Origin of the sequence: Mesorhizobium sp. M0571, from assembly GCF_040320985.1 — a bacterium.
GTDB lineage: Bacteria > Pseudomonadota > Alphaproteobacteria > Rhizobiales > Rhizobiaceae > Mesorhizobium.
In genome coordinates, this window is the sequence record NZ_JAMYQT010000015.1 from 137,054 (window position 1) to 162,532 (window position 25,479).

Below are 25,479 nucleotides of genomic sequence, written 5' to 3' on the forward strand. Positions count from 1 at the left end.
CGGCCGTGCTTCCTTCGTGTTATTATTTCGTGACCTCTGCGCGCCGGAACCTTCCCTTGCATCGGGCGTTCGGGCGCTGTATTCGCGATGCCTCATATTTAGGCAGGCGGAGGAAATGCGAATAAGGGCGGGTGGCAAAACAAACATGGGCCGGGGAGGAGCATCTTACCATGTCGAACCGTAAAATCGGAATGTCCCACAGTTTGGGGCTGCGCGTCGCTGACCTCAAATCCAGAATGCAAACTGCCCAGATTACCGAGCACGAAATCAAGACGTTTCAAAAGGTTGCCGCCATCATGGGCGGCGCCAAAGGCTCACTGCGCCTCGACGCGGACGATCTGATTGCCGCATCCTTCCTTGTCGATCCCTTGGAAGATCTCCCGCTCTCCAGTTGACGGCGTTGAACGCGGGTCGAAATCCTATCGAATTTGAACCTGCGATTGCCGCCAGCGGAGCATCCGCCAGCCCAAGCCGCATGCGAGGATGACGTTGGCCAGCGCCAGACCGGAAAGCGCGGCCAACGTCCCGTGCGGGCCGAAGCGCTCCAGCAGCAATGCGCCGGCCGAGGGTGCCGCCGCCTGGGCGATCAGGCTCGGCATGGCGAGGCGGCCCATCAGTCTCGCGTAGCCATTCGAGCCGAACAGCGCGAGCGGCAGCGTTCCCCGCGCGATGGATTCGAGGCCGATGCCCGCGCCGTAGAAGCCGAGCGCCAGCGGGATGACCGGCATGCCGGCCCAGAGCGCCGAAACGCCGATCGCCACAAACGTAACCGAGGCGAACTTGGTCAGGATCGGATGGTGGTGGCGCGCGATGGTCATCTCGATCGCGCGCGCCGCCACCTGGGACGGGCCGACCAGCGCGCCGAGCCCGACGGCCGCGGCCAGCGCCATGCCGCTGCCTTGCAGGATGGTGAGCAGATGCACCGACAGCGTCGAGGAGATCACCGCCGCAAGCGTAAGTGTGGCGGCCAACACGATCATGATCGACGGATCGGGATTGTTTTCGAGGATCGGCTTCGCCTGGTTCAATCCCGGTTTGACTGCCGGCTGCGGCGCCTCACGAGGCAGGATCACCAGATAGAGCGGAAGCGCAATCACCAGCTGAAAGACAGCGTAGGCCAGGCAGGTGCCGCGCCAGCCGACCTCCCCAAGAAGCCAGGCCGAAATCGGCCAGCAGATCGTGCTGGCAAAACCGCCGAACAGCGTCAGCGTGGTGATGGCGGAGCGCGCGCCATGGCCATAGTGACGACCAAGCGTCGCGAAAGCGGCATCGTAGAGCCCCGCCCCCATGCCCAGTCCGATGACCAGCCAGGCCGCGATATAGGCCGCAAGATTAGGGGCAAGAGCCAGCCCGATCTGGCCGAGCCCGATGCATGCGGCGCTGAACGCCAGAACGTTGCGGCCGCCATGCCGCTCGATCGACGACCCGACGCGCGGAGAGATCAATCCTGCCGTGAGCAAGCCGAGGGACAGGCCGCCGACAACCCATGCCAGCGGCCAGCCGGTATCGGAGGAGACCGCCGGCGCGATGACCGCTGGAAGATAGTAGGAAGATCCCCACGCCATGATCTGCGTCAGGCCAAGCGCGGTGATGATCGCGCCGCGGCTGCGCAGGATGGAGGGCGAAGGCGCCAGAAGGCTCATGCCGCGACGCTGCAGCCACAGCCGCCTTTGCCGGCCGCCTTCGCCTCGGCGTCGGCGACACAGCAGGCGCTCGAAGCCGCCGGCGCCGGACCGCCGCAGCAACCCTTGTCGGCAATGCCGATCCTCGGCACGGTGCAGACGCCGGTGTCCGGCAGCACGAGCTGGACATTGTCGGCCGCAACCATGTCGCCGGCGATCGCCGCGGCGACGGAGCGGACCTGCTCATAGCCGGTCAGCAGCAGGAAGGTCGGCGCACGGCCATAGCTCTTGATGCCGACCGTATAGAACCCATACTCGGGATGGCTGAGCTCGCGGTGGCCGTGCGGCGGCACGTCGCCGCAGGAATGTTCGTTGGGATCGATCAGCGGTCCCAGCGCCTTGGCGCTTTCCAGCCACGGATCGAGTTCGAGCCGAAGCTCGCGGGTCAGCGACAGATCGGGGCGCTGTCCGGTCGCGGCGATGATGCGGTCGACCGGGCCAATTCGCTGCAAGCCGTCCTTGGTCTGGCCTTCGACGACCAACCGGCCGTCGGCATCGCGGATCGAAACAGCCGCAAAGCCCGTCACCAGTCTGACGCCGCCGCTTTCCACCAGCTCCCGCACTTCGACGCCGAGTTCGCCGCGTGCCGGCAATTGGTCGGCATCGCCGCCGCCATAGATGCGCACCAGGTCGGTGCCGCGCGTTGTCCAGATGAAGACCGTGCCGGGCTCCATATCCGCCAGCCTGGCGAGATCCAGCAAGGCATTGGCGGCTGAATGGCCGGAGCCGGCGACCAGCGTCGTCTTGCCGGCATAAAGGCTGCGGTCGCGGCCGAGGATGTCGGGAATGCCGTAGGCGATGCGGTCGGCAAATTGCGCTTCGCCTACGGCACGAATTCCGCCGGCGCCGAGCGGGTTCGGCATTTGCCAGGTTCCCGACGCATCGATGACGGCGCGGGCGCTGTCGCGCCGCGTGCCACTGGCGGTTTCGACCACCAGCATGAACGGCCGGTTTTCGCGTTCCTTGCTCAGCACTTTGTCGGCGCCCCAGCGCGAAATGCCGACGACGCGGGCGCCGGTTTCGATCGACGGCGACAACTGCGGAAGCTTTGCCAGCGGCTCGAGATAGTCCGCGACGAGGTCGTTTGCGGTCGGGAATGCCTCGGGCTCCGGCATCCGCCAGCCATGCACCTCGAGCAGGTTTCTAGCCGCCTGATCGACGCAATAGCGCCAGGGCGTGAACACCCGGACATGGCCCCAATCCCTGAGGTTGGATGCAACCGCATTGCCGGCTTCGTAGACTTTGACAGGAATACCTTGCGCGATGAGGTGGACCGCTGCCGCCAGGCCGACCGGCCCGGCGCCGATCACCGCGACGGGGAGTTTTTCGATCATTTCCATACCTTCGATCCTTCCGGTAATTTCGAATTATACTGCCAAAAAAATCACGCCGGCGTCTTGGCCGTCGCTTCCGCCGATGCCGGCGCACAGGTGGCGTCGGCGCAGCATTCGTCTGCGAGGTATCCGATGAGCCCATTCATGGCGGGATAGTTGGCCCGGCAGATCAGCGTCGTCGCCTGGCGCTCCTGTGTCACCAGGCCGGTGTCGACCAGCCGCTTGAGGTGATGCGACAGCGTCGAGGCGGCGATGCCGAGCCTGTCCTGGATGCGCCCGACCGGCAGCCCCTCATCGCCCGCCCGCACCAGGGTGCGGTAGAGCTGCAACCGCGTCGGGTTGCCGAGGGCTTCAAGTTGCGCAGCTGCTTTTTCGAGTTTCATGGAAATAAGCTATTTCCAGAATCGCTGCACGTCAAGAGAATTTCGACAAAGATCGAAATAAGACGATATCTAGGCGACGCGCTTGCCGCTGGCGTCGATGACGACCTCGCCGTCCTCCTTGGTGAACGGGCCGATATCCGGATTGGGCAGGATATCGAGCACGGCTTCGGAGGGTCGGGCGAGCATGGTGCTGAGCGGCGTCACCACGATCGGCCGGTTGATCAGGATCGGATGCGCCAGCATGAAATCGAGGATCTCGTCGTCGCTCCACTTGGGGTCGCCCAGGCCGAGTTCGCCATAGGGCGTGCCCTTCTCGCGCAGCAATTGGCGCGGCGTCATGCCCATCGCCGCGATCAGCTCGACGAGTTTTTGCCGCGATGGCGGGTTCTTCAGATATTCGATCACCTCCGGCTCCTCGCCGGACTGCCTGATGATGGCCAGCGTGTTGCGCGAGGTGCCGCAATCGGGGTTGTGGTAGATGGTGATGGTCATTGCGCGGCTTTCATCTGTCCGACTGGTTTCGGTCGGGCGAGCAGCCACCCTGCCAATGCCATGGCGAGCAATGCGCCCAAAAGCTCGGCGGCGATGAAGCCCGGCAGGTCGGCGGGGCGGATCCCGGCAAAAGTGTTGGAGAACGCACGGGCGATGGCGACGGCCGGATTGGCGAAGGATGTCGATGCGGTGAACCAATAGGCGGCGGTAATATAGAGCCCGACCAGCCAAGGGATCGAATCCGGACGGGAGCGTAGGCCGGCAAGGATGGTGAAGACCAGCCCGAAGGCGGCGACCAGTTCCGCAATCCATTGCCCGCTTCCGGTCCGCACCGTCGCCGACACTTGCAGGATCGGCAATTCGAACATTGCATGCGCGAGCAACGTTCCAGCGATGCCGCCGGCAATCTGGGCGGCGACGTAAGCAAGCGCTGCGGTCGTTTCGATTTCACGTCGAAGCGCGAATACCAGCGTCACCGCCGGGTTGAAATGCGCTCCGGAGATCGGCCCGAATATGGTGATCAGCACGATCAGGATCGCCCCGGTCGGCAAGGTGTTGCCGAGCAGGGAGACGGCGACGTCATCGGTCAGCCGGTCGGCCATGATGCCGGAACCGACAACGGTGGCGACCAGCAGAGCCGTGCCGAGGGCTTCGGCAACAAGGCGGCGGGAAAGATTGGCGATGCCGGAGCTCATCTCGCTAGCAGTTGCAGGTCACGGCCTGGATCACAGGCTGGCAAAGTTCCGGTGCGCCATTGCAGCAATCCTCCATGAGGTAGGCGAGCAGATCGCGAAAGCCGGTCATATCGGCAAAGTAGCGCACGCTGCGGCCCTCCCGTTCGGTCCGTACCAGGCCGGCATGCGAGAGGATCTTGAGATGAGCCGATACCGTATTGGGAAACGCGGCGAGCCGCGAGGCGATCTCGCCCGCCGGCACACCGTCGGCTCCGGCCCGCACCAAAAGGCGAAAAACGTCCAGCCGGGTTTCCTGGCCGAGCGCGGCAAGCGCCGAAAGGGCGAGTGTCTTATCCATATTTCCAAGATTCCAGAAATGACGAAGATAGTCAACGCGCATGGTGTCGGTGACGCAATGCAATCGCTTTAGATTTGAGTTCGCCTCTTACTCCGGGCGTTTGCGCTGCCCTCACCTGCCTGGCGACATAATCAGCCAGGCACCGTGGCGGCAACGGCATCAGCGCGGCCAAGACTGGCCGCGGCTTTCCTGACCCGCTGCAGATGCGCCTGACGCTCGGCCGCCGAGACGCTGTCCATCCGGTAGAGCGCCACGAATTTGGTCCGGCACAGCGGATGGCAGACGGAGCGGAAGCCGCGCAGCAGGGTTCGCCTGCCCGGGTGTCCCATGATCCACGACATCAGCGGCGTGGCGCCGCATGTGGTCATCGCCATCACCCGGCGTATGTGCCGCAATTTGGGCCGCGGGCCGTGTCGTGCGGTCGGCATCTCGAAAGCGAAGCCCGGCACCAGCACGCGCTCCAGCCAGCCTTTCAGCATGGCCGGCAGGCCATACCACCAGGTCGGATAGATGAAGACGACCGCCTCCGCCCAGAGCAGCTCCTGCGCGTGTTCGTGCACCGGTTGCAGGTTCGCCGCCTTGTCGTGGTAACCGCGCCATTCCTCGGTGCGCATGACTGGATCGAAGCCGGTCGCATAGAGGTCGAGCAGGTGGATCTGATGGCCCCTTTCGGCAAGCGTCTCCAGCACCGTATCGCGCACGGCGCCGTTGAAGCTGTCGGTGCAGGGATGGCAATAGACGACGAGGACCTTCATCTTGCGCTCAGACCGCTCGGTCGCAAGAGGATCGCGGTGGTGCATGCAAGCGCGTCGCATGCAAACAAGCCACCCGCAGACGTAGTCGATCAGCTGTTTTCATGCGAAGCAGCCCCGCAGCCCCACATCAAGACGCAACACCTCCAGTCACGTCAAGGCCCGCTCGTTCGCTCAAGGGAAATTGCGCAGACATTGGCCGCCCGGGGCGCTGTCCCGCCCCTTCTGTCCCGCAAGCCTTCCGGTCCTTCGGTCGCCCATCAGCATTGCTTCCAGAACATCCGCACCTAGCTTCTGGACGTATCCAAAACCTCAGGAGAAAAAGATGCAGACAGGAAAACTGAGCGGCAAGATCGCCTTGGTGACTGGTGCCTCCTCAGGCATCGGCGAGGCCACCGCCTTGGCGTTAGCGGCCGAGGGCGCCACGCTGGTGATTGCCGCGCGGCGCGCCGAACGCCTGGACGACCTGGCGAGGCGAATCCGTGAGACCGGCAGCGCGGCTCTGCCGATTGTCGCCGACGTCACCGACGAAGCGCAAGCCACGGCCATGGTCGAACGGGTCCTGCAGGAGTACGGCCGGCTCGACATTCTGCTTGCGGTTGCCGGCGTCGGCGTCGCCGCGCCGTTCCGCAACACGACGCCGGAAGAGTACCGCCGGATGGTCGACGTCAACATTCTGGGCCTGCTTTATCCGATCCATGCGGCACTGCCGTCGATGCAGCGGCAAGGCGCCGGCCACATCGTCGTCGTCTCGTCCGGCACCGGCCGTTACATCCACCCTTCGGTGGTCTATTCCGGCACTAAGCACGCGGTGAGCGCAATGGCGGAATCGCTGCGCCGCGAGATCGGCAAGGACGGCATCCGCGTGACCTGCATAGAGCCGGGCGCCGTCAAGACCGAGTTCACCCAGAATATGCGCGCCGATGTGCGTCAGGCAGTCGAGCAAAGGCTGGGCGACATGGAGCAGCTGGAAAGCCAGGACATCGCCGCCGCCATCCTTTATGCGGTGACGCAGCCGCCAAGGGTCAACGTCAACATCCTGACGCTCTATCCGACCGAGCAGGCGTGAGGTTGGCCGACAAGGTGGTACCCTGCGCCGCCCCCTCTGTCCGGCAGGACAGAGGGGGCGCTGTCCCGCCAACCCTTGCCGCCCCGCAGCATCATCCCCCAGTCATCAGCGTGAACACAAGCTGCCGCAACTTGCCGCCCGGGCCGAATTCAACCCGGTCGAAGTCACGGCCCCGCCTGCCGTTGCGCCTGCGAGAGTCCAGCGAGCCGTCTCGTCACTTCGATCCTGATCTTGCTGCAGCCGCGGTCATCGGGGACGGTGAGGCCGATGGTGGCCGCCTCTATCTTGTGCACCATGTCGATGATCATGGCGCCATGTATCTTTTCGTGGGCGGCTAGGCCGGCAGCGAAAACCTCCCAGTTCTTCTGGACGACGCCCGGCAGCCGTGTGCCCGGCTTCGGCAAGGTGTAGGTGATGATCAGCTTCGGCCTTGCCGATACCAGCACGCAGGCATCGCCTTGCGGCTGGTAGTCCCTGACCCAGGTCAGCTTGAAATTGGTATGCGCGATGACGCGGCGCTCGCCGAGCAGCAGCCCGCGCCCGCCGATCGAAACGTAGAGCTCAGGGCCGGATTGCCCTGAGATGGCATAGGTCTCGACCTTCTCGACCGCCTGCCAGCCGGCATGCGCCGGCGATGTCAGCAGGGAGGCGAGCAGCAGACAAAGTCGAACGGCTGTTTTCATACCGACATCAAGACGCTGCAACACCCGCCCTTAGCAAGGCGCATGCGCAATCCCGGCGCTAGGCCAGCATTTTCGATCTTGTGATCGATCCTGGCGAGGAGGTCTTCTGTCGGGACGACTGTTATGGCAGCTCATCGGGTTTGTCTCCTGAGAGCATCGCCGCGGCGGGCCTCCCGCGTCCTGAAAGTGCTGAAATAGAATACAGCCCTGCAGTAGGCATGCGAAAAGCTCCGGGTTCTCTCAGTCTGCCACCGCCGGCTTGCGGTTTTCGGATTTGTCGACCGATAGCGACAGCAAGGTGATCGCTCCGAATATAGCCGCGGCACCGACCGCTCCGACGGGCGATAGCCGCTCGCCAAGAAATATTGCTGCGCCAATCGCTCCGAATACGCTCTCTGCGCTGACGATCACGGCAGCATGGCTGGCGGACGTGAAACGTTGAGCAAATGTCTGGATGCCGAAGGCGGCCCCGGTCGAGAAAATGCCGAGCACCGCGAGTTCCGGGCCCGCCTCGCGGACGGCCGCCAGCGACAAATTGCCTTGAAAGGCGCCGAGCGGCAGGGTGATCATCGCCGCTCCGAGAAATTGAGCGGCAGCCATGGTGATTGGCGCACCGTGGGTCTTCACATGGCGGCCAAGCTCCACCATCCAAAATGCGTAACACGCGGCCGAAGCAATCGCAGCGAGATCGCCCCGGCTGAAGCCGGCAGCCAAGCCTCCGGACAGCAGCAGGACACCGCCCAGTGTCATGGCAGCAGCAAACCCACCCGTTCCAGTCGGTCGCTCGCCGATCAGGAGCCAGGCGGCGAGCGGTGTGATTACGGTTGCCGTATTCACCAGGAAGCTCGCATTGGTGACGGAGGTGCCGAGATAGGAGGCCTGCTGGATGGCAATGGAAATTGAAAACAGCAAGCTCACCTTGATGAGGCTCACACGGTAGCTGGCTCCAAATTTCCGTCCCCGCTCAAGCAGCATCAGCGGCGCGGCCATCAGCCCCGCGATAAGGCAGCGCATGCCCACGGCGCTGAGCGGATCGAGATGATCCAGCACGGTCTTCTGCGCGACATTGCCAAAGCCCCAGAAGGCGGCGGCGAGCAGGAGCAGACAGTTGGCCTGCACCTTTGACATGTCAACGCCTCGACAGAGCTTGCGCCGGATGCATTCGGCGCACGATGAGCGATCAGGTTCGGCTGTGCCGCGGGCGATGATTTGGGCTTCCTTCGGCGTTCGGCGCGGACATCGTGCTCGAATTATCGCTCAACCTGTTCGAATGGGTGCAGTGTGGGTGCGCGCTGACCGGGACGATCTGATAACCGACGGCCACCAATTGGAGCTTCATCTCCTCGAAATGCCGCCTTGAGCCGTTGACAATGGATTCAGGCGTGTAGTTCCAGCCCTTTCGCGCGGCATTGGCCAGGATGTCGGCATAGACGCGCATGCTGGCGATTTTCACGTCCGATTCCAGCAACTGCCTGCATCCGCCTGCGAGCGACGGCGACGGGCCGGCGGAAACACTCAAAATCGCGCATGCCAGAACTGTCGAAACAGTACGCATGGAAGCCTCCCCTGATTATAGCTGTTGCTGCAGGCGACCTTGCAGTTTGTGCGTCAGCGGCGGCATCGGGCAGATGCAGTATTCGACCTCCTGCATTTGTAGTATTCTTCCACCGGGGACGGGTTCTACCATGATGCTCAGTGACGCTTCGAAAGCGCAGGCGCTCGATGCCTTGTCGGGTCGCGAGCGTGCGGTTGCGGAAAAATTCGCGTCCGGCATGACTTACCGTGAAATCGGCACGGCGCTTTTCATTGCCCCGACCACTGTTCGCACTCACCTTGCGAGCATCTACGAAAAGCTCGGCGTACGGACCAAGGTCGGGCTCGCGACGTACTTTGCCACCACCTCGGGTGCGCCGCAGGAAGCGCTTTTGCCTTTGTCCGACGCCTCTCCGGTGCTCGCCATATTCCCGATCGAATGCCTGAATTCCGAAGAGGTATGGCAACGCTTTGCCGACGGGCTGTCGTCGGACATCACTATCGACCTGGCGCGGTACGCGGGCTTGCCTGTCATCGCCTTCCACACGATGAAATCGCTAGGCACCAAACCGGCCAATTTCGCCGCGGACGGCAAGGCGCTCGGCGTCACCTATATCGTGTCGGGCAGGTTGCGCGCCGATGACCAGAGGGTTCGCCTGACGATAGAGCTTGCCGATGCCCGTAATGGCGTCAGCCTGTGGAGAGAGCGCTACGACCGCGCCGTCGAGGATATTTTCGCGTTGCAGGACAGCCTGACCGAAAGCGTCATCAATGTGTTCGCCGGCAGTTACGGAACGCTCGCCACCGTCGGCCGCAACGCGGTTCGCCGCAAGCCGCCAGCCAGCTTGCGCGCCTATGACTGTTATCTGCTTGCCGTCGAACACCACACCACGTTCAGCCGAGCCGGCAATGCGGAGGCGATCCGCCTGTTTTTACGCGCGCTGGAGCTTGACCCCACTTTCGCCAACTGCTGGGCCGAGCTCGCCTATGCCTATTCGATCGAGGCCTGCAACGGCTTTGGCGACGACGTGTTGACCGCGATCGAGAACTGGCGGACGGCGGCCGAAAACGCCTTGCGCCTCGACCCGACGGACAGCTGCGCCCACGCATGCCTTGGCAATCTAAGGGCATGCGTTGGCGACCTCGAAGGAGCTGAGCGCGCGCACCGGCGCGCTCTCGAATACGGCTTCAATCATGCCGGCATACTGCCGCTGCTTGCCGGCAGCAAGGCGCTTGTCGTTGGCGATCCGGCCGAGGCGATACCGCTCATGGAACGTGCCATGCGCCTCAATCCGCTGGCCCCGCCCTGGTATTTTGGCATGCAGGGCCGCATTCTGTTCGCCGCCGGCAGACACGGGCAAGCCATTGCGGCGCTCCGCCGGAGTTCGCCGGAATCGCCGGACGTGCTGATGTTTCTGGCGCTCGCGCATGCGGCTATGGGTGAGGCCGGCGAGGCGGCCAGGTTTGCCGCCCGTTGAAAGCTGAATTCCCCGAATTTTCGGTCGAACGCTTCATCACAGCCTATCCCGTGACTAACCCGGATGCCGTGCTGGCCATACGCGACGCCGCAAGGCTGGCAAGACTCGGCTAACAGCACCGCATGAATGGCGACGGAGCCCGTGCCGGCGTGAGCCGATGTTGCGGGAAAGGACAACCAATGCAGGCCACATCCAGTCCTTGCGTGGACACAGCCGGCAGCCGGCTATACTGGGAATGCGTAACGAGAACCAAACGCATCATGTCGCCGCGACCGAACATTGTACGGCAACGCCCTGCTCCCGGGACCCAGCCTCCCGGTGTCAGCCTCTGCCGCGCGCTGTCGAAGCTTGGCCTGTGCTCGCGCAAGCAGGCCGAGCTTCTGGTTGCCGAGGGGCGCGTGCGGGTCGCCGGCAAAATCGTGCGCAACGGCTCGATGCGCGTCGATCCCGGTCGCGACCGCATCGAGGTCGACGGTCGCCGCATCGCCGCCGAGCGCAAGGTCTATCTGATGCTCAACAAGCCGCGCGGGCTGGTCACCACCCGCGACGACCCGCAAGAACGCGGCACCGTCTATGAGTGCCTGGCAGGGCTCGACCTGCCCTTCGTCTCGCCGGTCGGCCGCCTCGACAAGGCGAGCGAAGGCCTGCTCTTGATGACCAACGACACGCGCTTCGCGCAGCGCCTGCTCGACCCCGCCTCGCATGCCGCCAAGACCTATCACGTGCAGATCGGCGCCCTGCCCGACGACGGCATGCTGGCGCGGTTGCGCGGCGGCGCCACGGTCGATGGCGAATTGCTGACGGCCCGGTCGATCGAGCTGCTGCGCGGCGGCACCAGCACCGCCTGGCTGGAGATCGTGCTCGACGAGGGCCGCAACCGCCATATCCGCCGGCTGCTCGGTGCCCATGATATCGAGGTGCTGCGCCTGGTGCGGATCGCGATCGGCCAATTGCAGCTCGGCGACCTCGCCAAGGGCAAGGCACGCCATCTTACTGCGGAAGAGCGGGCGCTGCTTCAGGCCTGAGCATCTGGCGTTGGACGCGTCTCAAGCCGACGGAGCAATTGACATTAACATCTCTGTTTCATATTTTCCGTTCGTGAAACTGAAATGCGATGGTGCAGTCGAAGTGCCAGTCTGACGCGCATAGGCGAAGCTGGCTTGGAGCCGGAGAGAAAAACATGAGTACGGCGTTGCGCGCGGTTCCCAGATTCCTGGACGAATTGAGCACGTTTGGCGGTCTCAAGGGGACCGATATTGCAAACATCACCGACGTGTCCAAGGCCACGGTTTCGAGATGGAAGGCCGGCGACATCAAGCCCCAGCCGCGCAGCGAACTCATTTTGTCGGACCTGCATTATATCGTCGGCCGCCTGCAGGAGTTCTACGAGCCAAGTGATATTCGCACCTGGCTTTACGCTCGACACCCGCAATTGAATGGCGAAAGAGCAATCGATCTCATTCACGACGACCGTGCTCTCGACGTCCTCAAAGTCATCGATCGGCTGGAGAACGAGGTCTTTCTCTAATTGGCGATCACCGGGCGGAAACGACGCGACAGCCGACTCATCGACGCTATCGAAGCAATAGCTCCGGTCGAATACTCAGGAACGGTTTGGCGAGTGGTGCGCCAGGGCCGCAGCCCGATCCAGTGCTCAAGCTCCGGTGGCCGTTGGGGCGATGAAACATTCGATGTGCTCTACGCCTCACAGGCGCGGGAAGGTGCTTTGAGCGAGATGAGGTTTCACCTGACGCGGGGGCAACCAGTGGCCCCTTCGCGTGTCAGATACAATCTTTTCGAGATCGATCTTGCTTTGGAGCGGGCGCTCAGGCTGCTGGACCTGGCTGCCTTGCAGTCCCTCGGTCTGGACACGCCGCGTTATGGGCAGCTTTCGTATCAGGAAAAGCATGCCGAATATCCCAGGTCGCAAGACATCGGCGAGGCCGCGCATTTCCTCGACTATGACGGTCTGATCGTGCCCAGCGCGCGATACGACTGCCTGAACGTCGTCGCGTTTTGTGATCGGCTGCCGGCTGGGGCGATCACGACCAGAACCGATCATGGGGACATCGACTGGACTTAGCGGCGGCCCCGCTGCTGTCCATCCCCCGCGCGGGCGATGCGGCCAGGGGAAGTGGCGCGCTAGCATTGCCGCCAATTGCCGAGACTCCAACGCGCGAAGGAGGATCCATGCGTCTGGTCCGAGTGATACCGACCCTGCTGGCGTTCCTGGCAGTCATGCCGCTGAATGGCGAAGCGGCTGGCAAGAAGTACCCCAAAGGCCACGGCACGAACTGCGCCGAGAAGGACCGGGAGTGCCAGAACCAATGCCAGGCTCAGCCGATCGACTACAACAGCGTCCGGTCGATCAATGCGCGCAACGAATGCCTGAACAATTGCACCATCGGCTACGATCTGTGTCTCGGGGCACCCGCCCGAATCCAGGACCAGACAATCCAGGAGGACGCCGCGCAATAGAACCCGCTAGAGTGGGCTCCAATGCGCAAGAGATGGGTGTGATCGAAATGACAGCGACAGCCGCCCGTCACCGTCAGGTGCGGCTGCCGACCTCGTCGATATGGCGCAGCATGTCGTCGGGATCTTCGTAGACGCGGAACGCGCCCGATTGCCGAAGCTCCTCGGTGCCGTAGCCGCCGCTGAGCAGGCCGACGCCCAGCGCCCGGCAGCGAACCGCCGCCAGCATGTCCCAGACGCTGTCGCCAACGACCACCGTTGCCTCGATCGGCACGTTCAGCCTTTCGGCTGCGGCGATGAACAGGTCCGGATCGGGCTTGGCGTATTTGACCAGGTCGCGCGTCACCACCGGCGTCCGCTCCGGATCGACGCCGAGCGCGGCGAGGTTGACCGACGCCGTCTCCATGCGCCCGCTGGTGGCGATCGCCCACGGTATGCCCGCCTCCGTCAGCCACGCCAGCAATTCGCGCGCACCGGGGAGCGGCCGGATGCGGCTCGCCTGGCGCTGATAGGCTGCGGCATGGCGCCGCCGCAGCCGGTCGACGCGCTCGGTGCTGATCTCAATGTTGGTTTCGCGCAGCAGCTGGTTGGTGAACAGCCCGCCGCTCATGCCGATCTTGCGGTGGATGCGCCAGACCGACAGCTCGATATCCTCCTCGTCGAGCGCCTCCTTCCAGGCCAGCACATGCTGGTAGACGCTGTCGACCAACGTGCCGTCGAGATCGAACAGGAAAGCGGGTTGCAGACGCATTGTTTTTCTCCTGGGTGCTTTTCGATTGATCGGATGTAGCGCGGGCTGGCGGCAAGCACAGGCCGGCCAGTGCCGTCACCGCCCCGGGGATCGATCCATGATCGCTGCGCCTTCAAGCTCGGCCGAGCCCCGTCATGGATTTCGGCAAAATCGAGCCCATATCTTGTATGTGGAGCTTTGAGCGTGAAACTCTGGCGTGTGGCCCTTCTCGCCGCGACTTTCGTCGCCGCTGTGATCGTTTGTTCCTTTTCCACAACCGGAGAGGCCGGCGACCGCGAGAGGGTTGCGTTGCGCGTCGAGATAAACGGCGCCATTGGTCCGGCGAGCGCCGGCCAGTTCAAGGAAGCACTGTCGGTCGCCGCGGAGCGAAACGCCGAGGTCCTCATCCTGCAGATCGACACGCCCGGCGGGCTGGTCACCAGCATGCGCGAGATCATCGCCGGCATCCTCGCCTCGCCGGTTCCCGTCATCGGCTATGTCGCGCCCGCTGGTGGGCATGCGGCGAGCGCCGGAACCTACATCCTCTACGCGACCCATGTCGCGGCGATGGCGCCCGGCACCAATCTTGGTGCTGCAACGCCCATCGAGCTTGGCGGGCCGCTGCCATCCTTTCCCGGCGGCGGCGACAAGAACGACGACGCGAGCAAGGACCAGAAGAACGCCGCCGGGCCGCCGGCAGGCGATGCGATGATGGCCAAGGTGACCAATGACGCGGTCGCCTTGATCCGCAGCCTGGCTGAACTGCGCGGACGCAATGCCGATTGGGGTGAAAAGGCCGTGCGCGAGGCGGCCAGCCTGTCGGCCAACGCGGCGCTGCAGGAGCATGTCGTCGACTTCGTCGCCCGCGACACGACCGAACTGCTGCAACTGGCCGATGGCCGGACGGTCGAGGTGGCCGGCGGGAAAGAAGTGTTGGCGACGAAAGGGCTGCCGGTTGAAACGCTGGAGCCTGGCTGGCTCATCAGGCTTCTCGCCGTCATCACCGATCCGAACATCGCCGTCATCCTGATGCTGGTCGGCGTCTATGGCCTCGTCTTCGAGTTCACCAGCCCGGGCGCAGTGGCGCCCGGCGTGATCGGCACGATCTGCCTGCTGCTTGGCCTCTATGCGCTCAATCTCCTGCCGATCAACTATACCGGCCTTACCTTGATGCTGCTTGGCATCGCCTTCCTCGTCGTCGAGGCTTTCAATCCCACCGTGGTGCTTGGATTGGGAGGCGTGGCAGCCTTTCTGCTGGGTGCTGCCATGCTGCTCAGGATCGAGGGGCCCGGCTTCGAGATGTCGTGGGCCGTCATCGGCACTGCCGCCACCTTGACGCTTGGCCTGGCATTCCTGACCGGCAGCTATGTCTGGACCGCGCGCAAGAGGCCTGCGCGGGTCGGCGCGCAGGCCATGCGCGGACTGCCGGCTGAAATCCTCGACTGGAAGGGCGGCGAGGGCCACGTGCTTGCCCGGGGCGAGCGCTGGCGGGCGAAGGCCGACGAACCACTGGCACCAGGCGACAATGTCGAGGTGGCGGGCGTCAAGGGTCTCGTGCTCACGGTACGGCGCCGTGATGGAGCAAGGCAATGATCATCGGTTATGTCGTCTATCTGGTACTCGCTCTTATCGTGCTGATGTTCCTGTCCGCGGCCATTCGCATCCTGAGGGAATATGAGCGTGGCGTGGTCTTTACGCTGGGCCGCTTCACTGGGGTGAAGGGACCCGGTCTCATTCTCCTCGTCCCCTTCGTCCAGCAGATGGTGCGGGTCGATCTGCGCGTGGTGGTCCAGGACGTGCCGCCGCAGGACGTGATCTCGCGCGACAATGTCTCGGTGAAGGTGAATGCCGTGCTGTATTTTCGAATCGTCGACCCCGAGCGGGCGATCATCCAGGTCGAGGACTTCATGGCCGCGACCAACCAGCTGGCGCAAACCACGTTGCGCTCGGTGCTTGGCAAGCATGAGCTCGATGAAATGCTGTCCGAACGTGACCGGCTCAACAGCGATATCCAGGAGATTCTCGATCAGCGGACCGATGCCTGGGGCATCAAGGTATCCGATGTCGAGATCAAGCATGTCGACCTTAACGAGAGCATGATCCGCGCCATCGCCAAGCAGGCCGAGGCCGAACGGCTGCGGCGTGCGAAGGTGATCAATGCCGATGGTGAGCAACAGGCGGCGGCAAAGCTCGTCGAGGCCGGCAAGATGCTGGCTCAGGAACCGCAGGCCATGCAGCTGCGCTATTTCGAGGCCCTGCATGACATCGCTGGCGAGCGCTCGTCGACGGTCGTGTTTCCGCTGCCGATGGATCTGCTCTCTCATTTCATCAAGCAGCCCGGTGAGAAGAAGTGAGTTGAAACGTGCGAGGTTAGCGAAAGCCGAGATGACGGCCGATCTTCCCCTTGCGGGGGAAGATCGGCAGCTTCACCACCCCCTCACCTCCGCCACGGCGGGACGGGCGCAAAGCGTTTGCCGATCCAGTCGGCGAAGGCGCGAGTCTTGGCGGCTTGCCCCTTGGCCGAAGGCATGACGACATAGACGGCGCCCTCGTCGGCAAGCGTCCAGTCCTCCAGCACCGGCACCAGCCGGCCGTCGGCGAGTTCGCGTCCGACCAACCAATCCGTGCTCATCATCAGTCCGACGCCCTGTACGGCGGCTTCGACCAGCACCTCGGCGTCGTCGGTGACCAGCGGCCCGGAAACTTCGATACTGACGCGCCGGCCCGTGCTGTCGGTCATCTCCCAGGCCGGAAAGGTCTGGAAGCCCGAGAAGCCGAGGCAGCTGTGTTCCAGCAGCGCTTCCGGCGTAGCCGGCGTGCCCCGGCGGGCAAGGTAGGACGGTGCGGCGCACAGCAGCCGCCGCCGTGTCGCGACCTTGCGCGCCACTAGCCGCGAATCCTCCAGCGCGCCGAGGCGGACGGCGACATCGAAATTCTCGGCGACGAGGTCGACGAACCGGTTGGAGAACTCGGCCTCGATACGAACGTCGGGAAATTCGGCGAGAAATTGCGGCAGCAGCGGGCCGATCCACATGCGCCCGAACGAGCCGGGCAGCGCCAGTCGCAGCACGCCGCGCGGCCCGCCGCCGGCATGCGCCGACGCTGCAGCCTCGGCCTCGTCGACCGCGGCCAGGATGGCGCGGACGCGGACGAGAAATTCCGAACCCGCCTCGGTCAGCGACACGCTGCGCGTCGTCCGGTGCAGCAGGCGCACGTCCAGCCGCTCCTCCAGCGAGGCAAGGCGCCGCGACAGGATGGTCGCGTCGCGGCCGATGCGTGCCGCCGCCCTGGTGAAGGAGCGTGCTTCGGCGATTGCCGCGAAGGCGGCCATTTCGGCCAATGCTGCCGGTTCGTGCGATTGCTGCATCAGGCGCAGAACTCAAATGTGAAAAGCAAGGATTATATACCAATAGCGCAGCAGCTAGCTTCACTCAATCCCGGCCCGTCAATCGGCCCATCAACCGGAGTGAGACATGAAAGCGATCGAACTGACTGCCCCGAGACTGGACGCGTTTCGCGCGGCCACCGTTCCCACGCCTGAACCGCAGCGCGGCGAAGTGCTGATCCGCCTGCGCGCCGCAAGCCTGAATTTCGTCGACATCGCGGTGGCGAGCGGCAACTACCCAGGTCCGAGCTTTCCGCTCATTCCCGTCGTCGACGGCGCCGGCGAGATCGTCGGCATTGGCGAGGGCGTGTCGAGGCTCGCCGTCAACGATCGCGTCATCGCCCATGCAAAACCGCGTTGGATCGGCGGCCGCCCGCGGCCCTATGAGACCACCGAGATGCGTGGCCTGACGCTGCCCGGCTCGCTCGCCGAATATGTGGCGCTGCCGGCCAATGCCGTCGTGCCGATGCCGGCGCATTTGTCCTTCGAAGCGGCGGCGACGCTGCCGATCGCCGGAACCACCGCATGGAATGCGATCCGCGTCGCCGATGCCGGGCCGGGATCGGTCGTCGTCCTGCTCGGCACCGGCGGTGTCTCGATACTGACCCTGCAGCTGGCCAAGGCAGCCGGTGCCACGGTCATCATCACCTCGTCGTCGGACGAAAAGCTGGCGCGCGCCAAGGCGCTCGGCGCCGATCACCTGATCAACTACCGCATGACACCGGACTGGGACGCCAAGGTGCTCGAGTTGACCAACGGCCTCGGCGCCGACCTGATCGTCGAAACCGGCGGCTCCGCCACTTTCGCCCGCTCCATCAATGCCGCGGCGCCGGGCGGCACGGTGTTCGTCATCGGCTTCGTCACCGGCACGGAGGCCACCGCAAACCTGCTGCCGATTATCATCAAGGCGCTCAAGGTGGTGGGCAACAACACCGGATCGGTATCCGACCTGCGCAATGCCGCGCGCGCTATCGGCGCCGCCCGTATCGATCCGGTCATCGACACGGTCTACAGCCAAGACCAGGCAACCGAGGCCTACGCGCATATGGCAGCCGGCGGCCGGCATTTCGGCAAGCTTGCATTTGCGCTGTCGTGGTGAGCCTGGAAAGGCAGAGCGCTGTCCGCAAAGCTGCCAATCTCCCCCCTCGTGGGGGAGTTGTCCGGCAGGACAGAGGAGGGGCGCTGTCCCGCCGACCTATCAACCGATCGTAGTTCGCATACCCGCGCAAAGCTCTCGGCTGACCACAAGTTGAACTGAACGCTGGCGATCCTTCACGCCCCCCCTCTGCCCTGCCGGGCATCTCCCCCACGAGGGGGGAGATTGGCAGCCTCACGGTCTGCCCCTAAATCAGCTTCTCCAGCGTGATCGGCAAATCTCGCACCCTTTTCCCAGTAGCGTGGAACACTGCGTTGGCGATCGCCGGCGCAACGCCGACGATGCCCAGTTCGCCGACCCCCTTGCCGCCAAGAACCGAGGAATGCGGGTCGGGAATACCGACCGAGATCACCTCGATGTCTGGAATGTCGGCATTGGTGGCGATGAGATAGTCGGCGAGGTTGTTGTTGACGATGCGGCCATGCCGGCGGTCGACCATGCCTTCCTCGAGCAGCGCCTGGCCGATGCCCATGATGATGCCGCCCTTCCACTGGCTTTCGGCGAGCTTGGGATTGTAGAGCCGGCCCGAATCCAGCGCCGACACCACGCGCGATACCCGAACCGTGCCGAAATCTTCGTCGACGCGCACCTCGATGAAATGCGCGCACCAGCTGTGGCGCGAATAGTCGCCTTCGGTATGCGGCAGCGCCATGGCAATGGTGGTGTAGTTCTTGTAGCGGTCCTCGACCGTCGAATTGGCCGGCATGGTGTCGCCCTTCGCCTCGATATGCTCGCGTCCGATGCTCCTGAGCAGTTCCGCGATGGAAACTTCAGGGCCGTCGCCGCGCGGTGAGGAAATGCGGCCGCCGGCGACGACAAGCGTGTTGGCCTGCAGCGCCTGGAACGGCGAATTTGGATCGCTGATGGCGAGCCCAACAAGCTGGTCGAGCGCGGCAGTCGCCGCCTTGTGCACGGCGCCGGTCATCACCCCGGCCAGCCGCGAACCGCCGGTGACGCCGGCGCGGGCATAGCGGGAGTCACCCAGCTTGACGACGACATTGTCCGCCGGCACGCCCAGCACTTCGGCGGCGGTCTGCGCCAGGATCGTATAGGTGCCCTGCCCCATGTCGATCGACGAGCTTTCGACCTCGACCGAGCCGTCGGCCAGGATGCGCACGACCGCTTCGCCATAGGCGCGCCGCACCGGATAGGTGCCAGCGGCAACGCCCCAGCCGATCAGCTGGTTGCCGTCGCGCATCGAGCGCGGCTCAGGGGTGCGCTTCGACCAACCGAAGGCTTCCGCACCGGCCGCGAAGGCCTCGCGCAGCTGCCGTGTCGACCACGGCTTCTTCGCCTCCGGATCCTGCTCGGCATAGTTCCTGAGCCGGATTTCCAGTGGATCGATGCCGACCTCGTAGGCGAGCTCGTCGATCGCGCTTTCGATGCCGAAGGCGCTCGGGTTCTCGCCCGGCGCGCGCAACGCCCCCGGCACCACCGTGTTGACCCGCACGACGTTCTGCCGCGACGAGAAATTCGGCGTCGCGTACATGACCGAGGTGACCGAGCCGAGCGGCTCGACCCACATGCCGTCGACCGAGGTCTCGTTGACACCGCGATGCACGATCGACTGGATCTGACCGTCTGCGTTGGCGCCGAGCGCCACCGTCTGGCGCGTCGCCGCCCGTCCGCCATAGGCGGTGAAGGTCTGCGGTCTGCTGACCGCCAGCTTCACCGGCTGTCCCAGCATTTTCGCGGCCACCGCCGCTACCGCGCCGTAGCCGTAGGCGAACGCCTTGGAGCCGAAGCCGCCGCCAATATAGGGCGAGACCAGGCGCACATTCTCGAACGGCACGCCAAACCATTCGGCATACGTCCGCGCCATGCCGTCGAGCCATTGGCTCGGCTCCCAGACCGTGAGTTGGTCGCCCTGCCACTTTGCGATCAGGCCATGCGGCTCCATCGGCGCCTGGTATTCGCGCGGCGTGTTGTAGGCATTGCAGATCCTGACCGGAGCCGCGGCGAACGCTGTCTCCGCCTCGCCCCATTCCTTGGTCATCGCATCGACCGGGATGCCGTCGCCGGCTTTCGGATCGCTGAGGTCGACGATCGCCGGCGCCTCGTCATAGGCGATCTTGACCAGCGCCGCGGCGGCGACCGCCTGCTCAAAACTCTCGGCGATGACCGCCGCGACATGCTGGCCGCTGAAGGTGACGTCGCGCGCCAGCGGGCAGTAGGTAACGTCCGGCGGCGGCGTGCCCAACCAGTCCGTTGCGGTTTTCAGCGGCAGGAAATTGTCGGGCGTCAGCACCAGAAGCACGCCGGGCGCCGCCTCGGCCGCTGCCGTGTCGATCGACCGCACCCGGCCGGCGGCAATCGTGCTCTGGACCAGCACCGCGTGGGTCAGCCCCTCGAGCTGCTGCTCGACGGCGTATTTGGCGGCACCGGTGATCTTGGCCGGTCCGTCGATGCGCGACAGCCGGCCGCCGACCTGATCCGCGAGGACGGCGCCGTCCGAAGCGTCGCCGCGTTTGGACTCACCGGGCCTTGTTCTCAACTCGTGAACGGTCATGCCGTTTCTCCCATTTTGAGGATGGCGCGTGCGACGACGCGCGGCGCCAGTTCGATCTTGTAGTGGTTGGCGCCATGGTCGACGGCGCCCTCGACGGCGAGCAGGCTGGCTTGCCTGACGACCTCCGGCTCGAGCACCTTGCCTTTCAGCGCCTCTTCGACGGCGCGGGCGCGCCATGGCTTGGTGGCGACGCCGCCGAGTGCGACGCGCAGACCACGGATCGTCCTTCCGTCGGCCTCGAATTCGATACCAACGGCAGCACTTGCCGCGGCGAATTCATAGGACTGGCGGTCGCGGACCTTGAGATAGGTCGAACGGCGGGCGGCGGCCGAAGCGGGAATGCTGATCGCGGTGATCATCTCGCCGGGCTCGATCGCATGTTCCCTTTCGGGCGTGCTGCCCGGCAGGAGGAAAAAATCATCGACGGCGACCTGGCGGTCGCCGAGATGGACGATTGCGTCGAAGGCGACGAGTGCAACGGCCAGGTCGCCGGGATAGGTGGCGATGCAGGCCTCGCTGGTGCCGAGCACGGCATGGCTGCGGGTGACGCCGCCGATCGCCGAGCAGCCGCTGCCGGGCGAGCGCTTGTTGCAGGCCGGGAAATTCGAGGGATCGCGGAAATAGGGGCAGCGTGTACGCTGCATCAAATTGCCGCCGATCGTCGCCATGTTGCGCAGCTGCGCTGATGCGGCCTGCCACAAAGCTTCCGAGACTGCGGGGAACCGGCTCTTGATATCGGCATGGTCGGCGACGCGGCTCATCCTGGCCAGCGCGCCGATCGTGGCGCCCCGGTCATCGACGGCAATCGTATCCAGTCCCTTGAGATGGGTGATGTCGACCACAGTGTCGGGTTCGATGACGCCGCATTTGGCGAGATCGATCAGCGTGGTGCCGCCGGCCAGGAGCATGGCGCCCGGAAGTGCTGCTGCCTGACGGGCCGCGTCGACGGATCCGGCCCGGAGATACGAAAAGTCCCTCATGATGCGGCCTCCACGGCCGCCTGGCGCACGGCGGCGACGATGTGCGGATAGGCGCCGCAGCGGCAGAGATTGCCGGCCATGTATTCGCGGATCTCCTCGTCGGAGCCGGCATGGCCTTCGCGGATGCAGGCGACCGCCGACATGATCTGGCCCGGCGTGCAATAGCCGCACTGGAATGCATCCTGTTCGAGGAAGGCGGCCTGCACCGCATTCAGCATGCCATCCTCCCCGGCAAGCCCTTCGATTGTGGTCACCGCCCTGCCTTCGACCTGCGCGGCAAGCGTCAGGCAGGCGAGCACCCGCTGGCCGTCGACATGCAGGGTGCAGGCGCCGCATTGGCCCTGGTCGCAGCCCTTCTTGGTGCCGGTCAGGCCGAGATGATCGCGCAAGGCGTCGAGCAGCGTCACGCGTGGCTCGACCTCCAGTTCATGTCGATGTCCGTTGATTTGAAGTTGGATTGGAGTTCGGGTTTTGCTTGTCATGGGGCGTCTGGCTCCAGTTGCTTGACGCGGGAGGGGATGATCCGGTGCCCGGCCGGCGAGCGGCAAGGTCAGCTTATGGCTAAGTGTGAACGGGCGAAGGCGGGGGTGACGGCCAATCTCCCTCCCTTGCGGGCCTCGCTAATCTCGGGATGCGGCTTGCGGAGTCGAAAGACGTGACATACCGGTTCCCCCGATTATATGATGAAGGCGCTCCACAAATCGGAGGCACCTCCGTTTGTTAGCTAGGAGCCTGCCCTGCCCTGTTCAAGCCCCGGATCGAAATTGATCGATGTTGGAGAAAAAGTGGCAGGGCAGCCAGCCGCGATGCTTGGAGACAAGGCGGAAGCCGCCGCGGCAACCGCTTGCGCGCCGACAGCGACTTCGAATTCAGCCGCGCCATTCAAACCAGAACGTCGGCGGTGCCGAGCAGAGCAACGAGCGGACCATTGGGGCGCCGAAGGGGCTGGCAAAGCACCACCGGCCGAAGCCGGTGGTGCTCCTGGACTGTCTGTAGGGGCAGGACAGTCCAATGATCCTGAGGGGATCGTGCTCAATGTCGGCTCATTTTTGCTTGGAGGCATCGGCCGAACAGATGAGGAGTGCCGGCCGCGAGGACATATTCTCCGTCGTCCTCCACCGGTCGTCCACCGGAGACGGGCAAGATACCTCGCTTGCCGGAACGCCGGCCCAGACTCGATTCTGTGACTATATTTACTTGTGATTATATTTGTCGGAGACGTAACGAAGGTGGAGGCGTCTCCGTTGTTGAAACGGGGCCTGCCCTGTTTCGCCTCGGATCAACACTGGAGAAAAAATTGGCCGCAGAGCCGCCCGTCGCACCTGGAGACAAGGCCGAAGCCGCCGCTGCAAAACCGCTGCGCGCCGACGCGCAGCGCAACCGCGACGCGCTGGTCGAGGTCGCCGCGAAGGCCTTTGCCGCACATGGCGTTGACGCCTCGCTGGAGGAGATTGCGCGTCAGGCCGGCGTCGGCATCGGCACGCTCTACCGGCATTTCCCAACCCGCGAGCATCTGGTCGAGGTGGTTTATCGGCGCGAAGTGGAAGGGCTGTGCCAGGCGGCCGACGAGTTCGCCCTCGATCATCCGCCCGACGTGGCGCTCGAACAATGGATGCAGCGCTTCGTCGACTACATCGCCACCAAGCGCGGGCTGTCGACAAGCCTGCGCATCCTGCTCACGACCAACTCCACCCTGTTCTCCGACGTTTCGGGCAGGGTGACGCTCGCCTTGCGGCGGCTGATCGATGCCGCGGTCGCCCACGGCTCGATCCGCAGCGACGTCGATGCCTCCGACGTGCTGCATGCGCTGGGCGGCATCTATTCGGCCCCCGACACCAAGGACTGGCGCGACCGCTCGCGTCGGCTGGTATCGCTGCTGATGGATGGGCTGCGGTTTGGGGCGGCGAAGGGTGATGGGTGAAGGCGATCAGCTTTGCCGCCTCCTGAAAGCGGACATTGTATGCGCGCCACAAACTGGATGGGACCGTGGATGCTGCGAGCGTTGCTCGGATACGCCAGGGTCAAAATGTCCGAGAAAAGCTTCCATGAGGCCGGCATAACGAAAGCCGGTGACAGGGTCGCGCCTGTATCCCTGGCCCCGGTAAAGCAGGGCGCTCGACTCTGCGGTCGAACGGCACTCCCTTACTTCACCGTGATGCTCATACCACTGAGATCGGCGTTGATTTGCAGGCCTACCTGCCTGCCTGTGAGTTCAAGCTGGGCACCCTTGTCATTGGTCATGACGATCACCTGAGCCCCTTTGCCGAGCGCGCCGCCACCGCCCGCTGCACCGTACACCCCCGTCACATCCCGGGCGCGGCGTATGTGGCGCACCGTACCTTTGAAATAGGTCTTGGAGGCACCGAAGGCGAGGCCGCCCGAGATGCCACCGACCGAGATGGGATATCGGTGACCATGGAAGGTCAGCGTGCCCTCGCCTCCGGCGCCACCGATGAAGAAGGCCGCCTTGTAGATGGCGAAGCGGATCGTACCGCTGTCAGCATGTGCGACGCTGGCAAAGCTAACTCCCGCGGCGGCGATGACGGCAACCGCGACTGAACGAAATCTGGACGAAATCTTCATGGTGAGAGACTCCTTAAGATCGCCGCATGCCCAGCTGGCCGGGCACGTCAGCGTCGTATCAAAGTCATAGCTGAACAGTCTCGCCCGTCATTGGTTCCAAACACGCGGCCTGAATCCGGCTGCGAGAAGACCGCCACGCAACGAGGCGGATGGCGAGCATAGTCTTGGCTGTGAGAACAGTGGCCGAATAGTGGGGACCTGTCGCCGCCGTTCCTACGAAAACGTAGGTGTTGAAGAGGAATGGTATTAGTCTGCGCTGTCTGGGGTTTTGGGAGCGCGGCAAAAGAATGGATTTGAGCTCGGGCCATGGCTACCTCCTCATCGGCGGCCTGATCCTGGTCGGTGCGGGGCTCCTGGTCCTTTCGCTGATCGTCAATCTTCGCGTGGCGCACAGTGTGCGCGACGACGTGCGCCATCGTGAAAAGCTGCTGGAATATTATCGCAACATCTTTTCGCAGCTTGGCGTGATCATGATCGGGATTGGCGTGTCCCTGTTCATCTTCTTTTTCCAGCAGAATTATCAGGACCAGCGCAAACGCGAAACGGAACTCCAGCAGGTTCTCGCCAAACTGGCGGCGCGTATTGCCCGCGGCAGCGCCGTCGTGGAGGCCCTCGGCGAATTCGATGCGCTGCTGGATGATGGCGGCGCCTATGTCAGTCCGGAACTCGGCGGCAACAATGCCGCCGTCAGCGCCCACGGTACAGAGGTCGCCAAGCAGGTCGCCCAGATCCTTCTGGTCGAGCGCGACGTCGATGTTCAGGGGTTCGATATCCTGAATTTGTCACGCGATTTCGAAGCATCGTTCGTCGTCAACGAGATCAACACCACGCTATGGTTCAACATCGTCCGGGACGAGAGCGACATCAAATATGCCACCACTCAGATCGCTCTGGACTACAAGGACCTGCAGGATGCGATCGGCGGCGAGCCGATCGAGGTTGCGATCGCCAATCCCGAAAAGGAGCGGAAGATCAAGCAGGAGGTGCTCGACATCTTTTATGATGCCGACCTCCTGCGCCAGCGCAGCAGGCGGTTTCTCGGCCGCGCGTGCTGGCTTTTCAGCAAGGGGCGCGGCTTCGTCAAGCTTGCACCGGCCAATGAGATCGAAGCCGACGCCAGGTCGCACCAGGAGTGGATCGATCGGTCAAAACCCCTGCTGACGCAGGCGACCTCGGGCAGCGGCGATTGCTTCAAATTGGTCCAGTTCGGCCCGGCGTCCTGA

General features: G+C 64.1%; 27 protein-coding genes and 1 pseudogene. 12 read left to right on the forward strand and 16 right to left on the reverse strand.

Going from position 1 to position 25,479, the window contains the following annotated elements; all coding sequences use genetic code 11:
- Positions 1-170 precede the first annotated feature (170 nt).
- Positions 171-395, forward strand: a complete 225-nt coding sequence (locus NKI85_RS19330; protein ID WP_352524005.1) for a hypothetical protein — start codon at positions 171-173, stop codon at positions 393-395.
- 24 nt (positions 396-419) lie between these two features.
- Here NKI85_RS19330 and NKI85_RS19335 read toward each other — a convergent pair whose 3' ends face one another.
- The 7 genes from NKI85_RS19335 to NKI85_RS19365 all read right to left on the reverse strand — a co-directional run bounded on the left by NKI85_RS19335 (position 420) and on the right by NKI85_RS19365 (position 5,678).
- The gene (locus tag NKI85_RS19335) at positions 420-1,643 is read right to left on the reverse strand and encodes an MFS transporter (RefSeq protein ID WP_352524003.1); all 1,224 of its coding nucleotides are present in this window, start codon (positions 1,641-1,643) and stop codon (positions 420-422) included.
- Positions 1,640-3,016, reverse strand: a complete 1,377-nt coding sequence (locus NKI85_RS19340; protein ID WP_352524002.1) for an NAD(P)-binding domain-containing protein — start codon at positions 3,014-3,016, stop codon at positions 1,640-1,642. Before NKI85_RS19340 ends, NKI85_RS19335 begins: the two co-directional genes overlap by 4 nt.
- Positions 3,017-3,066: 50 nt before the next feature.
- Entirely contained in the window at positions 3,067-3,399 is a 333-nt protein-coding gene (locus NKI85_RS19345; protein ID WP_352524001.1) for an ArsR/SmtB family transcription factor, read from the reverse strand.
- 69 nt (positions 3,400-3,468) lie between these two features.
- Positions 3,469-3,891, reverse strand: coding sequence for an arsenate reductase (glutaredoxin) (gene arsC / locus NKI85_RS19350; RefSeq protein WP_352524000.1), 423 nt, complete (start codon positions 3,889-3,891; stop codon positions 3,469-3,471).
- Entirely contained in the window at positions 3,888-4,586 is a 699-nt protein-coding gene (locus NKI85_RS19355; protein WP_352523999.1) for an aquaporin, read from the reverse strand. Before NKI85_RS19355 ends, arsC begins: the two co-directional genes overlap by 4 nt.
- Before the next feature lie 4 nt (positions 4,587-4,590).
- Positions 4,591-4,923 carry an ArsR/SmtB family transcription factor gene (locus NKI85_RS19360; RefSeq protein WP_352523998.1) on the reverse strand — a complete coding sequence of 111 codons (333 nt, stop codon included), beginning with the start codon at positions 4,921-4,923 and terminating at the stop codon, positions 4,591-4,593.
- 131 nt (positions 4,924-5,054) lie between these two features.
- The gene (locus tag NKI85_RS19365) at positions 5,055-5,678 is read right to left on the reverse strand and encodes an NAD(P)H-dependent oxidoreductase (RefSeq protein WP_352523997.1); all 624 of its coding nucleotides are present in this window, start codon (positions 5,676-5,678) and stop codon (positions 5,055-5,057) included.
- A gap of 322 nt (positions 5,679-6,000) precedes the next feature.
- Between NKI85_RS19365 and NKI85_RS19370 the strand changes: the two genes are divergently transcribed.
- Positions 6,001-6,744: an SDR family oxidoreductase gene (locus NKI85_RS19370; RefSeq protein WP_352523996.1), complete on the forward strand. Its 744-nt coding sequence runs from the start codon at positions 6,001-6,003 to the stop codon at positions 6,742-6,744.
- A 91-nt stretch (positions 6,745-6,835) separates the two neighbouring features.
- On the opposite strand, the pseudogene NKI85_RS19375 reads toward NKI85_RS19370, so the two are convergent.
- From NKI85_RS19375 to NKI85_RS19385, 3 genes and pseudogenes are all read right to left on the reverse strand, one after another.
- Positions 6,836-7,427 (reverse strand): annotated as a pseudogene (locus tag NKI85_RS19375) (DUF922 domain-containing Zn-dependent protease).
- 240 nt (positions 7,428-7,667) lie between these two features.
- Positions 7,668-8,555: a DMT family transporter gene (locus NKI85_RS19380; protein WP_352523994.1), complete on the reverse strand. Its 888-nt coding sequence runs from the start codon at positions 8,553-8,555 to the stop codon at positions 7,668-7,670.
- Positions 8,556-8,607: 52 nt separating this feature from the next.
- Positions 8,608-8,880 carry a hypothetical protein gene (locus NKI85_RS19385; protein ID WP_352777480.1) on the reverse strand — a complete coding sequence of 91 codons (273 nt, stop codon included), beginning with the start codon at positions 8,878-8,880 and terminating at the stop codon, positions 8,608-8,610.
- Positions 8,881-9,112: 232 nt separating this feature from the next.
- On the opposite strand from NKI85_RS19385, the gene NKI85_RS19390 reads away from it, so the two are divergent.
- The 5 genes from NKI85_RS19390 to NKI85_RS19410 all read left to right on the forward strand — a co-directional run bounded on the left by NKI85_RS19390 (position 9,113) and on the right by NKI85_RS19410 (position 12,916).
- On the forward strand, positions 9,113-10,438 hold the full coding sequence (locus NKI85_RS19390) for a LuxR C-terminal-related transcriptional regulator (RefSeq protein ID WP_352777483.1): 1,326 nt from the start codon (positions 9,113-9,115) through the stop codon (positions 10,436-10,438).
- 260 nt (positions 10,439-10,698) lie between these two features.
- Positions 10,699-11,463, forward strand: coding sequence for a pseudouridine synthase (locus tag NKI85_RS19395; RefSeq protein ID WP_352523991.1), 765 nt, complete (start codon positions 10,699-10,701; stop codon positions 11,461-11,463).
- A gap of 155 nt (positions 11,464-11,618) precedes the next feature.
- Positions 11,619-11,966, forward strand: coding sequence for a hypothetical protein (locus NKI85_RS19400; protein ID WP_352523989.1), 348 nt, complete (start codon positions 11,619-11,621; stop codon positions 11,964-11,966).
- A complete protein-coding gene (locus NKI85_RS19405; protein ID WP_352777485.1) occupies positions 11,967-12,521 on the forward strand; it encodes an RES family NAD+ phosphorylase in 555 nt (184 codons plus the stop codon).
- Between the two features lie 107 nt (positions 12,522-12,628).
- Entirely contained in the window at positions 12,629-12,916 is a 288-nt protein-coding gene (locus NKI85_RS19410) for a hypothetical protein (protein ID WP_352523987.1), read from the forward strand.
- A gap of 73 nt (positions 12,917-12,989) precedes the next feature.
- Here the strand turns inward: NKI85_RS19410 and NKI85_RS19415 are convergent, their stop codons facing one another.
- Positions 12,990-13,664 carry an HAD family hydrolase gene (locus tag NKI85_RS19415; protein WP_352777487.1) on the reverse strand — a complete coding sequence of 225 codons (675 nt, stop codon included), beginning with the start codon at positions 13,662-13,664 and terminating at the stop codon, positions 12,990-12,992.
- 183 nt (positions 13,665-13,847) lie between these two features.
- On the opposite strand from NKI85_RS19415, the gene NKI85_RS19420 reads away from it, so the two are divergent.
- On the forward strand, positions 13,848-15,236 hold the full coding sequence (locus NKI85_RS19420) for an NfeD family protein (RefSeq protein ID WP_352523985.1): 1,389 nt from the start codon (positions 13,848-13,850) through the stop codon (positions 15,234-15,236).
- On the forward strand, positions 15,233-15,997 hold the full coding sequence (locus NKI85_RS19425; protein WP_352523983.1) for a slipin family protein: 765 nt from the start codon (positions 15,233-15,235) through the stop codon (positions 15,995-15,997). The genes NKI85_RS19420 and NKI85_RS19425 overlap by 4 nt, the downstream gene beginning before the upstream one ends.
- 83 nt (positions 15,998-16,080) lie before the next feature.
- Here the strand turns inward: NKI85_RS19425 and NKI85_RS19430 are convergent, their stop codons facing one another.
- Complete coding sequence (locus tag NKI85_RS19430) at positions 16,081-17,010, reverse strand: LysR family transcriptional regulator (RefSeq protein WP_352523981.1); 930 nt, start codon at positions 17,008-17,010, stop codon at positions 16,081-16,083.
- A gap of 106 nt (positions 17,011-17,116) precedes the next feature.
- Here NKI85_RS19430 and NKI85_RS19435 point away from each other — a divergent pair, with 106 nt between their 5' ends.
- A complete protein-coding gene (locus NKI85_RS19435; RefSeq protein WP_352523980.1) occupies positions 17,117-18,127 on the forward strand; it encodes a zinc-dependent alcohol dehydrogenase family protein in 1,011 nt (336 codons plus the stop codon).
- Positions 18,128-18,371: 244 nt separating this feature from the next.
- Here NKI85_RS19435 and NKI85_RS19440 read toward each other — a convergent pair whose 3' ends face one another.
- The 3 genes from NKI85_RS19440 to NKI85_RS19450 are packed head-to-tail and all read right to left on the reverse strand — an operon-like array spanning position 18,372 to position 22,155.
- Positions 18,372-20,693, reverse strand: a complete 2,322-nt coding sequence (locus NKI85_RS19440) for a xanthine dehydrogenase family protein molybdopterin-binding subunit (RefSeq protein ID WP_352523978.1) — start codon at positions 20,691-20,693, stop codon at positions 18,372-18,374.
- Positions 20,690-21,673 carry an FAD binding domain-containing protein gene (locus NKI85_RS19445; protein WP_352523976.1) on the reverse strand — a complete coding sequence of 328 codons (984 nt, stop codon included), beginning with the start codon at positions 21,671-21,673 and terminating at the stop codon, positions 20,690-20,692. Before NKI85_RS19445 ends, NKI85_RS19440 begins: the two co-directional genes overlap by 4 nt.
- Positions 21,670-22,155 carry a (2Fe-2S)-binding protein gene (locus tag NKI85_RS19450; protein WP_352777493.1) on the reverse strand — a complete coding sequence of 162 codons (486 nt, stop codon included), beginning with the start codon at positions 22,153-22,155 and terminating at the stop codon, positions 21,670-21,672. Before NKI85_RS19450 ends, NKI85_RS19445 begins: the two co-directional genes overlap by 4 nt.
- A gap of 815 nt (positions 22,156-22,970) precedes the next feature.
- On the opposite strand from NKI85_RS19450, the gene NKI85_RS19455 reads away from it, so the two are divergent.
- Positions 22,971-23,594 carry a TetR/AcrR family transcriptional regulator gene (locus NKI85_RS19455; RefSeq protein WP_352523972.1) on the forward strand — a complete coding sequence of 208 codons (624 nt, stop codon included), beginning with the start codon at positions 22,971-22,973 and terminating at the stop codon, positions 23,592-23,594.
- 221 nt (positions 23,595-23,815) lie between these two features.
- Here NKI85_RS19455 and NKI85_RS19460 read toward each other — a convergent pair whose 3' ends face one another.
- A complete protein-coding gene (locus NKI85_RS19460; protein WP_352523970.1) occupies positions 23,816-24,256 on the reverse strand; it encodes a lipid-binding SYLF domain-containing protein in 441 nt (146 codons plus the stop codon).
- A gap of 287 nt (positions 24,257-24,543) precedes the next feature.
- Here NKI85_RS19460 and NKI85_RS19465 point away from each other — a divergent pair, with 287 nt between their 5' ends.
- Positions 24,544-25,479, forward strand: a complete 936-nt coding sequence (locus tag NKI85_RS19465; RefSeq protein ID WP_352777495.1) for a hypothetical protein — start codon at positions 24,544-24,546, stop codon at positions 25,477-25,479.

Excerpts from the sequence above, each read along its gene's own strand:
- NKI85_RS19330 (WP_352524005.1), top strand. The coding sequence starts at position 171 with ATGTCGAACCGTAAAATCGGAATGTCCCACAGTTTGGGGCTGCGCGTC.
- NKI85_RS19335 (WP_352524003.1), bottom strand. The coding sequence starts at position 1,643 with ATGAGCCTTCTGGCGCCTTCGCCCTCCATCCTGCGCAGCCGCGGCGCG.
- NKI85_RS19340 (WP_352524002.1), bottom strand. The coding sequence starts at position 3,016 with ATGATCGAAAAACTCCCCGTCGCGGTGATCGGCGCCGGGCCGGTCGGC.
- NKI85_RS19345 (WP_352524001.1), bottom strand. The coding sequence starts at position 3,399 with ATGAAACTCGAAAAAGCAGCTGCGCAACTTGAAGCCCTCGGCAACCCG.
- arsC (WP_352524000.1), bottom strand. The coding sequence starts at position 3,891 with ATGACCATCACCATCTACCACAACCCCGATTGCGGCACCTCGCGCAAC.
- NKI85_RS19355 (WP_352523999.1), bottom strand. The coding sequence starts at position 4,586 with ATGAGCTCCGGCATCGCCAATCTTTCCCGCCGCCTTGTTGCCGAAGCC.
- NKI85_RS19360 (WP_352523998.1), bottom strand. The coding sequence starts at position 4,923 with ATGGATAAGACACTCGCCCTTTCGGCGCTTGCCGCGCTCGGCCAGGAA.
- NKI85_RS19365 (WP_352523997.1), bottom strand. The coding sequence starts at position 5,678 with ATGAAGGTCCTCGTCGTCTATTGCCATCCCTGCACCGACAGCTTCAAC.
- NKI85_RS19370 (WP_352523996.1), top strand. The coding sequence starts at position 6,001 with ATGCAGACAGGAAAACTGAGCGGCAAGATCGCCTTGGTGACTGGTGCC.
- NKI85_RS19380 (WP_352523994.1), bottom strand. The coding sequence starts at position 8,555 with ATGTCAAAGGTGCAGGCCAACTGTCTGCTCCTGCTCGCCGCCGCCTTC.
- NKI85_RS19390 (WP_352777483.1), top strand. The coding sequence starts at position 9,113 with ATGATGCTCAGTGACGCTTCGAAAGCGCAGGCGCTCGATGCCTTGTCG.
- NKI85_RS19395 (WP_352523991.1), top strand. The coding sequence starts at position 10,699 with ATGTCGCCGCGACCGAACATTGTACGGCAACGCCCTGCTCCCGGGACC.
- NKI85_RS19400 (WP_352523989.1), top strand. The coding sequence starts at position 11,619 with ATGAGTACGGCGTTGCGCGCGGTTCCCAGATTCCTGGACGAATTGAGC.
- NKI85_RS19410 (WP_352523987.1), top strand. The coding sequence starts at position 12,629 with ATGCGTCTGGTCCGAGTGATACCGACCCTGCTGGCGTTCCTGGCAGTC.
- NKI85_RS19415 (WP_352777487.1), bottom strand. The coding sequence starts at position 13,664 with ATGCGTCTGCAACCCGCTTTCCTGTTCGATCTCGACGGCACGTTGGTC.
- NKI85_RS19425 (WP_352523983.1), top strand. The coding sequence starts at position 15,233 with ATGATCATCGGTTATGTCGTCTATCTGGTACTCGCTCTTATCGTGCTG.
- NKI85_RS19430 (WP_352523981.1), bottom strand. The coding sequence starts at position 17,010 with ATGCAGCAATCGCACGAACCGGCAGCATTGGCCGAAATGGCCGCCTTC.
- NKI85_RS19435 (WP_352523980.1), top strand. The coding sequence starts at position 17,117 with ATGAAAGCGATCGAACTGACTGCCCCGAGACTGGACGCGTTTCGCGCG.
- NKI85_RS19440 (WP_352523978.1), bottom strand. The coding sequence starts at position 20,693 with ATGACCGTTCACGAGTTGAGAACAAGGCCCGGTGAGTCCAAACGCGGC.
- NKI85_RS19445 (WP_352523976.1), bottom strand. The coding sequence starts at position 21,673 with ATGAGGGACTTTTCGTATCTCCGGGCCGGATCCGTCGACGCGGCCCGT.
- NKI85_RS19450 (WP_352777493.1), bottom strand. The coding sequence starts at position 22,155 with ATGACAAGCAAAACCCGAACTCCAATCCAACTTCAAATCAACGGACAT.
- NKI85_RS19460 (WP_352523970.1), bottom strand. The coding sequence starts at position 24,256 with ATGAAGATTTCGTCCAGATTTCGTTCAGTCGCGGTTGCCGTCATCGCC.
- NKI85_RS19465 (WP_352777495.1), top strand. The coding sequence starts at position 24,544 with ATGGATTTGAGCTCGGGCCATGGCTACCTCCTCATCGGCGGCCTGATC.